The sequence below is a fragment of the Streptomyces sp. NPDC004542 genome, from assembly GCF_040610035.1.
Taxonomy (GTDB): domain Bacteria; phylum Actinomycetota; class Actinomycetes; order Streptomycetales; family Streptomycetaceae; genus Streptomyces.
In genome coordinates, this window is sequence record NZ_JBEXLP010000057.1 from 36576 (window position 1) to 48107 (window position 11532).

General features: G+C 72.7%; 8 protein-coding genes. 4 read left to right on the top strand and 4 right to left on the bottom strand.

From position 1 onward, the window contains the following. Window position 1: 1 nt before the first annotated feature. The 4 genes from ABZX30_RS26185 to rsmH form a co-directional block, all read right to left on the bottom strand. Window positions 2–1522 (bottom strand): UDP-N-acetylmuramoyl-L-alanyl-D-glutamate--2,6-diaminopimelate ligase, encoded by a 1521-nt coding sequence (locus tag ABZX30_RS26185; RefSeq protein WP_355937587.1) that lies wholly within the window; start codon window positions 1520–1522, stop codon window positions 2–4. A 204-nt stretch (window positions 1523–1726) separates the two neighbouring features. After that, window positions 1727–3712, bottom strand: coding sequence for a penicillin-binding protein 2 (locus ABZX30_RS26190; RefSeq protein WP_355937589.1), 1986 nt, complete (start codon window positions 3710–3712; stop codon window positions 1727–1729). A 5-nt stretch (window positions 3713–3717) separates the two neighbouring features. Then, the gene (locus ABZX30_RS26195; protein WP_355937591.1) at window positions 3718–4260 is read right to left on the bottom strand and encodes a septum formation initiator family protein; all 543 of its coding nucleotides are present in this window, start codon (window positions 4258–4260) and stop codon (window positions 3718–3720) included. Between the two features lie 42 nt (window positions 4261–4302). Further along, window positions 4303–5307, bottom strand: coding sequence for a 16S rRNA (cytosine(1402)-N(4))-methyltransferase RsmH (gene rsmH / locus ABZX30_RS26200; RefSeq protein WP_355937593.1), 1005 nt, complete (start codon window positions 5305–5307; stop codon window positions 4303–4305). Window positions 5308–5693: 386 nt separating this feature from the next. On the opposite strand from rsmH, the gene ABZX30_RS26205 reads away from it, so the two are divergent. From ABZX30_RS26205 to ABZX30_RS26220, 4 genes are all read left to right on the top strand, one after another. Next, on the top strand, window positions 5694–6242 hold the full coding sequence (locus tag ABZX30_RS26205; protein ID WP_355937595.1) for a carbonic anhydrase: 549 nt from the start codon (window positions 5694–5696) through the stop codon (window positions 6240–6242). A gap of 229 nt (window positions 6243–6471) precedes the next feature. Then, window positions 6472–7506 (top strand): MoxR family ATPase, encoded by a 1035-nt coding sequence (locus ABZX30_RS26210; RefSeq protein ID WP_355937597.1) that lies wholly within the window; start codon window positions 6472–6474, stop codon window positions 7504–7506. Further along, window positions 7506–8867, top strand: a complete 1362-nt coding sequence (locus ABZX30_RS26215; protein ID WP_355937599.1) for a DUF58 domain-containing protein — start codon at window positions 7506–7508, stop codon at window positions 8865–8867. Before ABZX30_RS26210 ends, ABZX30_RS26215 begins: the two co-directional genes overlap by 1 nt. A 22-nt stretch (window positions 8868–8889) precedes the next feature. Beyond that, the gene (locus ABZX30_RS26220; RefSeq protein WP_355937601.1) at window positions 8890–11274 is read left to right on the top strand and encodes a DUF3488 and transglutaminase-like domain-containing protein; all 2385 of its coding nucleotides are present in this window, start codon (window positions 8890–8892) and stop codon (window positions 11272–11274) included. The last annotated feature ends 258 nt before the right edge of the window (window positions 11275–11532 follow it).

Here is an 11532-nt window from a genome sequence, read left to right on the forward strand (position 1 = left end):
TTCATCCCTGGGTCTTCTGGATAGCTTCGCGAAGCACCTGGCGGTCGTCGAAGGGACGGATCACGCCGGCGATGTCCTGGCCCTGCTCGTGGCCCTTGCCGGCGACCAGCACGGTGTCCCCGGGCCGCGCCCGGCCGACGGCGGCGGCGATCGCGGCGGCTCGGTCCTCGAAGAGCAGCACCTCGCCGCGCTGGTGCGCGGGCACGGAGGCCGCGCCCTGGAGCATGGTGGCCAGGATCGCGAGCGGGTCCTCGGAGCGGGGGTTGTCGGAGGTGAGTACGGCGGTGTCGGAGAGCCGGGCGACGGCGGCGCCCATCGGGGCGCGTTTGGTGGTGTCCCGGTCGCCGCCGCAGCCGAGGACGACGTGCAACTGGCCCTTGGTGACCTTGCGCAGGGCCTTGAGCACCGACTCGACCGCGTCGGTCTTGTGGGCGTAGTCGACGACCGCCAGGTACGGCTGTCCGGCGTCCACCCGTTCCAGACGGCCCGGCACGCCCGGCACGGCGGCGATGCCGTCGGCGGCGGCCTGCGGGTCCAGGCCGGCGGCGGCGAGGGCGACGACGGCGGCGAGGGTGTTCGCCACGTTGAAGGGCCCCGGCAGCGGCGACCTGGCGGCGATCCGCTCGCCGTTCGGGCCGAGCACGGTGAACGTCGAGTCCAGCGGGCCGACCTGGACGTCCTCGGCGCGCCAGTCGGCGTCGGGGTGGCCCTCGGCGGAGAAGGTGACCACCGGGACGGTCGCCTCCCGGACGAGCCGGCGGCCGTACTCGTCGTCGGCGTTGACCACGCCGAGCCTGCTGCGTTCCGGCGTGAAGAGCTGCGCCTTGGCCTGGAAGTAGTCCTCCATGCCGGAGTGGAACTCCATGTGCTCCGGGCTGAGGTTGGTGAAGACGGCGATGTCGAACACGCAGCCGTCGACCCGGCCGAGGACCAGGGCGTGGCTGGAGACCTCCATGGCGACCGCCTCGACACCCCGCTCGCGCATCACCGCGAACAGTGCCTGGAGGTCGGTGGCCTCGGGGGTGGTGCGCTCGGACTTGATGCGTTCGTCGCCGATGCGCATCTCGACCGTGCCGATCAGCCCGGTGGACCGCACCGTCTTCAGACCGCCCTCGACGAGGTAGGCGGTGGTGGTCTTGCCGGAGGTGCCGGTGATGCCGATCTGGAGCAGGTCCCGGCCGGGGTGGCCGTAGATCGTGGCCGCCAGTTCGCCCGTGCACGCCCGCGGGTCGTCCACGACCAGGACCGGCAGTCCGGTCGCCGCGGCGCGCTCGGCGCCGGTCGGGTCGGTCAGGACCGCGACTGCGCCCAGGCCGGCGGCCTGGGTGACGAAGTCGGCGCCGTGCACGCGCTCGCCGGGTCGGGCGGCGTACAGGTCGCCGGGGCGGACGGCGCGCGAGTCGTGGGTGATGCCCGTGACCCGCGCGGCGCTCTCCGGGCGTTCGACACCCAGCTGATCGGCGAGCTCCGCGAGGGGTGTGGCGGAGACCTGAACCGGTCGCGGCGGTCCCGGATAGGTCACGGAAGCGCCCTTCTGGGTGGTTTGGGACTGATCAGCGTGTGGCACGGCGGTGAGCGTACCGGGCGTACCCGCTCCGGAGCCAAAGGGGAGCCCGCGCGCAGCGCGGTCCGGCGAGGGCGGTGACGGGAGACGGGCGGGCGAGGGCGGGGAGGCATCGGGGCTCCCGGGGCCGGGAGTGATCGGTTTCACGGGAATCGTTCCTGATCAGGGCTTGAAGTCGACGGGCAGGTTCGCGGGCTTGGCTCCGGTCGGCGGGACCTGCAGGGTCTTGAGCGCGAACTCCATCACCTGCTTGTAGATCGGGCCGCAGATCTGACCGCCGAAGTAGCTGCCCTTAGTGGCGTTCTGGATCGCGCAGTAGACGGTGATGCGCGGGTTGTCCGCGGGTGCGAATCCGGCGAACGACGAGGTGTAGCCGCGGTACCTTCCGGTGGCCGGATCGACACGGTTGGCCGTGCCGGTCTTGCCGGCCACCCGGTACCCCGGGATCCGGGCCCTGATGCCGGTGCCGTGCTCGTCGTCCACGACCGACTCCAGCATCCGGGCAAGGGTCTTGGCGGTCTTCTCGCTGATCACCCGGCTCTTCTTGGGCTTCTGCGCGGGGGTGAAGCGGCCGTCGGCGCCCTTCTCGCCGCGCACCAGGGTCGGCTGGACGCGGACGCCGCCGTTGGCGATGGTCGAGTAGACGGAGGCGGCCTGCATGGCGCTGAGGGAGAAGCCCTGGCCGAAGGGAATCGTGTACTGCTGCGACGTCGACCACGTGCCGGCCGGGGCCAGGATGCCCTTGGTCTCGCCGGGGAAGCCGAGTCCGGTGGCGCCGCCGATGCCGAATTTGCGCAGATAGGAGTAGAGGACCTTGTTGGCCTGCGGCTGGGTCCTGCCGAGCTGGCCGGTGGCCAGGATGGTGCCGATGTTGCTGGACCTGGCCAGTACGCCGTTGAGCGTGAGGTACCAGGTCGGGTGGTCCATGTCGTCCGAGAAGAGCCGGTCGCCGCGGTGCAGCCGGTTGGGCACGACGACGTGGGTCAGCGGGGTGGCGGCGTTCTCCTCCAGGATGGCCGCCATCGACATGATCTTGGCGGTGGAGCCGGGCTCGTAGACGTCCTGGACGGCCGCGTTGCCCATCGCTGCGCCGTCGGCCTTCGCCAGGTCGTTGGGGTCGAAACCGGGAGCGTTGGCCATGGCCAGGATCTCGCCGGTGCGGGTGTCCTGGACGATCACGTAGCCGCGGTCGGCCCCGGACTTCTTCACCTGCTCGGTGATGGCGTTCTGGGCGGCCCACTGGATGTCGCGGTCGATGGTGAGCTCGACGTCGGCGCCGGGCACGGCGGGCGTCTCGGTGGAGCCCGCGGTGGGGATCTGGCGGCCGCCGGACTGGGCGTAGCGGACCTTGCCGTCCTTGCCGGTGAGCGCCTCGTTCAGCTGCTGCTCGACGCCTCCGCCACCCTTGCCGTCGGCATTGACCCAGCCCAGTATCCCGGCGGCCAGGTCGCCGTTGGGGTACACGCGCTTGCTGCTGGGGTCGGAGAAGACGCCGGCGAGGACGTTGACGGTGGAGTGGTCCTCGGCCGCCTTGTCGGTGAGCGCGGACCTGATGTCCTTGATCTGGTTCCAGACCTCCGGGGTCTGACGGCTCGCCAGCTTCACATAGCGCAGGTTCTTGTTCGCGGGCCGCAGCTTGCGCACCAGGTCGGCCTGGTCCTGGCCGAGGATCGGGGCCAGCAGGGCGGCCGCCTGTTCCGGACCGTCGCCGATCTTCAGCTGCTTGCGGGTGAACATCGTGGGGTCGGCCGTGATGTCGTAGGCGTCCTCGCTGATCGCCAGGGCCACCCCGTTGCGGTCGGTGATCCCGCCGCGCTCGGCGGCCAGGGTGTGCACGACGTAGCGGTTCTGCTCGGCCTTGGCGGTGTACGCGCTCGCCTCGACGCCCTGCACCTGGAGCAGGCGTACGACGAAGGCGGTCAGCACCAGGGTGAGCGCGAGGCTCATCATGCGCAGGCGGGGGCGCGGGCTGCCGAGCCGGATGGTGTGCGGGGCCGGCGGCTTGGGCCGGCCGGCCCGGGGCGGGCGGCGGACCGGACGGGCGCCGGGTCCCGGACGCCCCGCCCCGCTCACGCCACCGGCCTTGCGGGGGCCGGGCGGCTTCACGGGACCGGGCACGCGGCGGCGCGGGGGTTCCCTGTCGGACACTTCCGTCACCTGCCGGGGGTCGAGGTCGAGGCGGGCTGGAGGACTGCCGGTACCGAGGCCGGGGACTGGGGGGCGGGCTGGGCCTGTGCCGGGGGCCGGGTCGTCGCGGGGGGCGGGGAGCCGGAGGCGGACGCGGCGGTGGGGTCGGCCGGCAGCAGGAGGGCGGGATCGGCGGACACGTCCGCGGCGGCCGGGCTGGGGACGCCCTTGACGGTGCCGTCGGGATCGAGGAACGCCGGGTCTCCGCCGGGCACCATGCCGAGTTCACGGGCGCGGCGCTGGAGGGCGTCGGGGGCGGAGTAGGCGTCGATGTCCCGTTGGAGGGCCTGTTGCTGGTCGGTGAGGTTCTTGGTCTGCTTCTCCAGGTCGTCGAGCTTGAACGATCCCTCGCTGAGCGCGGAGTTCAGCACGAGCAGACCGATGAGGCCGCCGCCGAGGAGCAGGACGACGAGGAGCACGAACGGGGTGCGCGCCGCCTGTCCCGGGCCGGCCGGGAAAAGCTGTGCGAGCCGGGCCGCCCGCCCCCTCAGTTCCGGTTTCCTACTCACTTGCCCTCCGGTGAGTCCGGGGAACCGACCGACCCGGCTCGCTCACTCGACGTCCTCCCTGATGCGCTCGGCCCCGCGCAGCCGTGCCGGAGCGGCGCGGCGGTTCTCGGCGATCTCTTCCTCGGTGGGAAGTTCGGCACCGCGCGTGAGCAGCTTGAGCCGCGGCTGGTAGCGCTCGGGGACGACCGGCAGGCCGGGCGGCGCGGTGGTGGCGGCGCCGGCCGCGAACACCTGCTTGACCAGGCGGTCCTCGAGCGAGTGGTACGACAGGACGGCGATCCGGCCGCCCACCGCGAGGGCTTTCACCGCGCCCGGGACGGCCCGCTCCAGCACGGCGAGTTCGCCGTTGACCTCGATGCGCAGGGCCTGGAAGGTGCGCTTGGCCGGGTTGCCGCCGGTGCGCTTGGCGGCCTGCGGCAGGGCGTCGCGGATCAGTTCCACCAGCCGCGCGCTGTTGCTGAACGGCTCCTTCTCGCGCTCGCGGACGATGGCGGAGACGATCCGTTTGGCCTGCTTCTCCTCGCCGTAAGCGCGCAGGATCCGCACGAGTTCGCCGGCCGGGTAGGTGTTGAGGACCTCGGCGGCGCTCAGGCCGGTCGTCTGGTCCATGCGCATGTCCAGCGGGGCGTCCTGGGCGTAGGCGAAGCCGCGGTCGGCCTCGTCGAGCTGCATGGAGGAGACACCGAGGTCGAACAGCACGCCCTGGACGCGCGGGACGCCGAGCCGGTCGAGCACGTCGGGCAGCTCGTCGTACACGGCGTGGACCAGCGTGGCCCGGTCCCCGTAGGGCGCCAGCCGCTCGCCGGACAGGCGCAGGGCCTCCTTGTCGCGGTCGAGGGCGACGAGCCGGGCCTCGGGGAACCTGGTCAGCAGGGCCTCGCTGTGGCCACCGAGCCCGAGGGTGCAGTCGACGACCACCGCTCCCGGCCGCTCCAGGGCGGGCGCCAGCAGGTCCAGGCACCGCTGGAGCATCACGGGGACGTGTCGACTGTGGCCCTCCCGTCGCCCGCCACCACCCTTCTGCGGAAGCGCTTCGCGCCCATTCATTCCGAGGGCCTCTCCTGTGCGGCGCGGCCGCACGCACCGCCGGGTCCCCGCCCGCTCGTGAAGGGGAGGCCTGCCGGCGCCGGAGGCGTCAGCCGACCGGGAGCGGGAGGAGGCCGGGCCGTGCGTACGGGCCGCGCGGGTAAGTCGATCCAGCAGGGAGTGCGTCGCCTCCCGCTTCGCGTCACTTTAGTCCACCGTGTCTCGCGGTCAATCAACCGGCCTGCGCGTCGCGTACCGCATCCCGGACCGGGGCACAATTCGACGGGAATCACCCGTCCGGCCCCGTTTTGCCCTCCGTGTGGGTTAGCTCACAACAAGCCACGATGACGTTCTTTGTGCCGTTGCACAGCAGGCCACCCGAGCTCCGCACTTGTAACGTCGTGACTATGACGACTTCCGCAGCAGCTCACACTGGATCCGAAGGCGCCATGAGGGAAGGCGGCAGGGTCACCGACCGCCTCGTCGGGGCCAACAAGCGGTACGCCTCCGCTTTCACGGATCCCGGCATGGACGCCCAGCCGGTCCTGCACGTCGCCGTGGTGGCCTGCATGGACGCCCGGCTCGATCTGCACGCCGCGCTCGGCCTCGAACTCGGCGACTGTCACACCATCCGCAACGCGGGCGGTGTGGTCACCGACGACGTGATCCGGTCCCTCACCATCAGCCAGCGCAAGCTGGGGACGCGCAGCATCGTCCTCATCCACCACACCAACTGCGGCCTGGAGTCCCTCACCGAGGACTTCCGCAACGAGCTGGAGCTGGAGGTCGGCCAGCGCCCGGCGTGGGCGGTGGAGTCCTTCCGGGACGTCGACCAGGACGTACGGCAGTCGATGCAGCGGGTGCGCACCTCACCGTTCCTGCTGCACACCGACGACGTGCGGGGCTTCGTCTTCGACGTCAGGACGGGCCTGCTGCGCGAGGTCGACGCGGCCTGACCGGACCGCCCGCCCCGGAACCACCCCGTCGCCCGACCTCGAAAATCTGGCTGAAAAGACCGCAAGGCCGACATAGTGCGGGCAGTTGTCCACAGGCGAGTGACACGAAACGGTAACGGCGGCAAGAATGCGGGGTGCGACGTCGCGCGGGACCCCCGCGCGGTGTCCGTGTTTCGGGGTGGGCCACGCAGCGCGTCGGTCCTTGTAAGAACGGGCCGAGGAGGGCCGGGTGACGACCTATGACGATCGAGCGAGCCTTACAGATCTGACCGCCACCGTGGAGCGGATCCGCAGTTCGGTGGAAGGAGTGATCGAGGGCAAGCCCGAGGTCGTACGGCTTTCGCTGACCGTACTGCTCGCCGAGGGGCATCTTCTGATCGAGGACGTTCCCGGGGTGGGCAAGACGATGCTCGCCAAGGCGCTGGCACGGTCCATCGACTGTTCGGTACGGCGCATCCAGTTCACACCCGACCTGCTGCCCTCGGACATCACCGGCGTGTCCATCTGGGACCAGCAGCGACGCGACTTCGAGTTCAAGCCGGGTGCCGTCTTCGCGCAGATCGTGATCGGCGACGAGATCAACCGCGCTTCGCCGAAGACCCAGTCCGCCCTGCTGGAGTCGATGGAGGAGCGGCAGGTCACGATCGACGGGCAGACCTACGAACTGCCCAGCCCCTTCATGGTGGTGGCCACCCAGAACCCGGTCGAGATGGAGGGCACCTACCCGCTGCCCGAGGCCCAGCGCGACCGCTTCATGGCCCGTGTCTCCGTCGGTTACCCCAGCGCCGAGGCCGAGCTGCAGATGCTCGACGTGCACGGCGGGATCTCACCGCTGGAGGACCTCCAGCCGGTCGCGCACGCGCACGAGATCCTCAAGCTGATCGAGGCGGTGCGCAACGTCCACGTCGCCGAACCGGTCCGGCGGTACGCGGTCGACCTGGTCGCCGCCACCCGCACCCACACCGACCTCAGACTCGGGGCCTCCCCGCGCGCGACGCTGCACCTGCTGCGCGCGGCGAAGGCGTCCGCCGCCCTCAGCGGGCGGGAGTACGCCCTCCCGGACGACGTGCAGGCCCTCGCCGTGGCCGTGCTGGCCCACCGGCTGCTGCCCACGGCGCAGGCCCAGCTCAACCGGCGCACCTCGGAGCAGGTCGTGCAGGAGATCCTGCAGGGCACGCCGGTGCCCACGGCGGCGCCGCAGGGCGGCCTCGGACTCGGCCGGGGAGTGCCGGCCTATCCCTCGCAGCCCCCGCGGAGGCTGTGATGACCGCCGGGGGGGCGGGGCAGACGGAGGCGGACCGCGGGGAGCGGGGCGGCATCCGTACGGCCCTGGCCGGGCTGACCACGCGCGGCCGGTCCTTCCTGGCCGCCGGTGTCGCCGCGGTGATCTGCGCGTTCGTGCTCGGCCAGAGCGACCTGCTCCGGGTCGGGGTGCTGCTGGCCGTCCTGCCGCTGATCTGCGTGGCCGTCCTGCACCGCACGCGCTACCGGGTCGCGGGCAGCCGCCGGCTCGCCCCCTCGCGGGTGCCCGCCGGCAGCGAGGCCCGGGTGCATCTGCGGGTGGACAACGTCTCACGGCTGCCCACCGGTCTGCTGATGCTCCAGGACCGGGTGCCGTACGTCCTGGGGCCGCGGCCGCGCTTCGTCCTGGACCGGCTGGAGCCGGGTGGCCGGCGCGAGGTGTCCTACCGGGTCCGCTCGGACCTGCGCGGCCGCTATCCGCTGGGCCCGCTGCAACTGCGCCTGACGGACCCCTTCGGGATGTGCGAACTCACTCGCTCCTTCTCCTCGTACGACACCCTGACGGTGATCCCGCGCGTCGAGCCGCTGCCGCCGGTGCGGCTGAGCGGCGAGGCCAAGGGCTACGGCGACGGCCGGCAGCGCTCGCCGGCGCTGGCGGGCGAGGACGACGTGATCCCGCGCGGATACCGCCACGGTGACGACCTGCGCCGTGTGCACTGGCGCTCCACCGCCCGCTACGGCGAGCTGATGGTACGCCGAGAGGAGCAGCCGCAGCGCTCCCGCTGCACGGTGCTGCTGGACACCCGGGGCATCGCCTATGCGGGCGCCGGCCCGGACTCTGCCTTCGAGTGGGCGGTGGCCGGCGCGGCGTCCGTGCTGGTGCACATGCTCGAACGCGGCTTCTCGGTACGGCTGCTGACGGACACCGGCAGCGTGGTCCCCGGTGAAGGCGCCGACGGGTTCGCCGGAGCGAGCCAGGAGACGGCGGACGCGGCCGGGCTGATGATGGACACGCTCGCGGTGATCGACCACTCGGACGGCGGGGGCCTGTCCCGCGCTTACGACGTGCTGCGCGGCGGCAGCGAAGGGCTGCTGGTGGCGTTCCTGGGCGACATCGACGAGGAACAGGCCACGGTGGTCGCCAAGATGCGCCGGCGCAGCGGTGGCGCGATCGCCTTCCTGCTGGACGGCGACACCTGGCTGCGCGAGCCGACCGACGTCCCCGGCCCGGCGGATCCGCACGGTGAGAGCCTGCGGATGCTGCGCGAGGCCGGCTGGACCACCGTGAGCGCGCCGCGCGGCGCCGGTCTGGACGACCTGTGGCGCCAGGCGGACCACGACCGCCGGGACGCGGCCGCGGTGGGCGGCGGGGAGGCACTGTGAGGACCGGCGGGGAGGAACTGTCATGAGCGGGCGCTCCCGGCTGGCCCTGTTCGCCGCGGCGGCCACGCTGATGACGTCGTGCGCGCTGCTGCCCCTGGTGGACGGGACGACGTGGCTGCCCCAGGCGGCCTTCCTGGTGGCGGTGCAGACGGGCGTCGGCGCGGCGACCCGGCGGGTGCCGCTGGCCCGGCCGCTGACCATGGCGGCGCAGGCCCTGGTTTCGCTGCTGCTGCTGACCCTGGTCTTCGCCCGTCAGCAGGCGTTCGCCGGGCTGATACCCGGACCCGAGGCCTTCCGGTATCTGGCCGGCCTGCTCCAGCAGGGCTCGGACGACGTCAGCCGGTATGCGATACCGGCGCCGCTGACCGACGGGATCCGGCTGATGCTGGTCGCCGGCGTCCTGGTCATCGGTCTGCTGGTGGACACCCTGGCGGTGTCCTTCCGCAGCGCGGCCCCGGCGGGTCTGCCGCTGCTCGCCCTGTACTCGGTCGCCGCCGGCCTGTCCGACGGCGGCGCCGAGGGGCTGTGGTTCGTGATCGCCGCGGCGGGCTATCTGCTGCTGCTGCTCGCCGAGAGCCGCGACCGGCTCTCGCAGTGGGGCCGGTTCTTCGGCGGCGTGCCGCGTACCCCCGGTCAGGCGCGGGACCGGGCGGTGGCGCCGGTCCGCACGGGGCACCGCATCGGCGTGGTCGCGCTGGGCGTGGCGCTGCTGGTGCCGTGGACCCTGCCCGAGATGAGCGGCGGCCTGCTGGACGCCGCCGGGACGGGCATCGGGGCGGGCAACGGGTCCGGCGGCACGATCTCCGCGGTGAATCCGCTGGTGTCGTTGCGCGACAGTCTGAACGTGGACCAGGACCGCCAGGTGCTGTCGGTGAGGACGAGCACGAACGACGTCTCGGACCTGTACCTGCGGATCGTCTCCCTGGACGACTTCGACGGCACCACCTGGAAGCCGTCCCAGCGGCACATCGTCGGCGTGCCGGACCAGTTCCCCACGCCGGTCGGCCTCGGTCCCGGGATCAGGCGCGGCAGTGTCCGGACCACGATCACGGCGGCGGACTGGTACGCCCAGGACTGGCTGCCGATGCCGTACCCGCCGAGCAGCGTGCGGATCGGCGGCAACTGGCGGTACGAGCCGGTCGGTATGACGCTCGTCGGCGACCACGGTCAGACCACGCGCGGCGCGACGTACGCGGTGACCAGCGTGGACGTGCAGCCGACGGCCGAGCAGCTGACCGCGGCCGGACAACCGCCGGCGGCCCTGCTGCGGGAGTACACCAAGGTGCCGTCCTCGCTGCCCAAGGTGGTGGCGAGGACCGCCGAGGAGGTCACCGAGGGCGCGTCGAGCCACTACGAGGAGGCGGTCAAGCTCCAGGACTACTTCTCGGTGAACGGCGGCTTCCAGTACGACACCCGGGTGGAGGTCGGACGGGGCCCGAACGCCATAGCGAAGTTCCTGGAGCAGAAGCAGGGCTTCTGCGTGCACTTCTCCTTCGCGATGGCCGCGATGGCCCGCACGCTGGGTATCCCGGCCCGGGTGGCGGTGGGCTTCGCGCCCGGGTCCCCGCAGGCGGACGGCTCGGTGTCGGTCGGCCTGAAGGACGCGCACGCCTGGCCGGAGCTGTACTTCGAAGGCGTGGGCTGGACCCGTTTCGAGCCGACCCCGACCCGGGGCACGACACCGTCGTACACCGTCTCGGACACGCCCGGCAGCAGTCTTCCGGACCAGGTGCGGCCCTCGCGGACGGAGAGCGCGGCACCCGCCGCGCCGGTCTCCCCGAGCGAGAGCTGCACGGTCCAGGAACGCAAGCTCGAGGGGTGCGGCGGCCCGGCCGCGCAGGCCGTGCCGCAGGGGCAACCGCGTTCCCGGCCGTGGTGGGCGTACGCGCTGTGGGTGTTCGGCGGGCTCGCCGTCGCGCTGGTCCCGTTCACGCCGATGCTGTGGCGGGCCCGCCTGCGCGGGGTACGGCTGGGGGCGCATGCCCGTACCGAGGAGGGCGCGGCGGCGCACACGCTGGCGGCCTGGCAGGAACTGACCGACACCGCATGGGACTTCGGCATCCTGCCCGACGAGTCGCAGACCCCGCGCAGGGCGGCCGCCCGGATCGTCCGGCTCGGGCGGCTGGACCCGGTGGCGGGGGCGGCGGTGCACCGGGTGGCGGACGCGGTGGAGCAGGTCCTCTACGCCCCCCGGCCGCGCCCGGCGGCGGGGCTGGCGGAGGACGTGCGCCGGGTGAGCGCGGCGCTGGAGAGCACGGTGAGCGGGCGTACGCGGTTGCGGGCACTGTTCCTGCCGCGCTCGGCCGTACGGGTGCTGTGGGCGGCTTCGGCCTGGTGGGCGTCGCTCGGCGCGCGGATGGCGGCGGCCCGGCCCGCGCCGCGCGGGGCGTCGGGCGGGCAGGGCTGAGCCCCTGCGGCGGGTACGGGGCACGGGCTTCGCGGCATGCGCGAGGGGCGGCCACCGGGAGGTGGTCGCCCCTGTCACGTCTGCCGGTCGGTGAACCGCCGGGCCCCCAGGGTCCTAGGGCCTGTCTGACCCTTCCCGTCGTCGCCCGGAGGGCGGCCGCGCGGCGTCAGGTGCGTGCTCTGGGGGTCCCCCCGGCCGAAGGCTGGGGGAGCCGAGGAAGAGGTACGTGCAGCCGTAGGTCTTGGTCTCGACGACGGC

Coding starts and splice junctions, on each gene's coding strand:
- rsmH (WP_355937593.1), bottom strand. CDS start 5,307: ATGAATGGGCGCGAAGCGCTTCCGCAGAAGGGTGGTGGCGGGCGACGG.
- ABZX30_RS26215 (WP_355937599.1), top strand. CDS start 7,506: ATGACCGCCGGGGGGGCGGGGCAGACGGAGGCGGACCGCGGGGAGCGG.
- ABZX30_RS26205 (WP_355937595.1), top strand. CDS start 5,694: ATGACGACTTCCGCAGCAGCTCACACTGGATCCGAAGGCGCCATGAGG.
- ABZX30_RS26220 (WP_355937601.1), top strand. CDS start 8,890: ATGAGCGGGCGCTCCCGGCTGGCCCTGTTCGCCGCGGCGGCCACGCTG.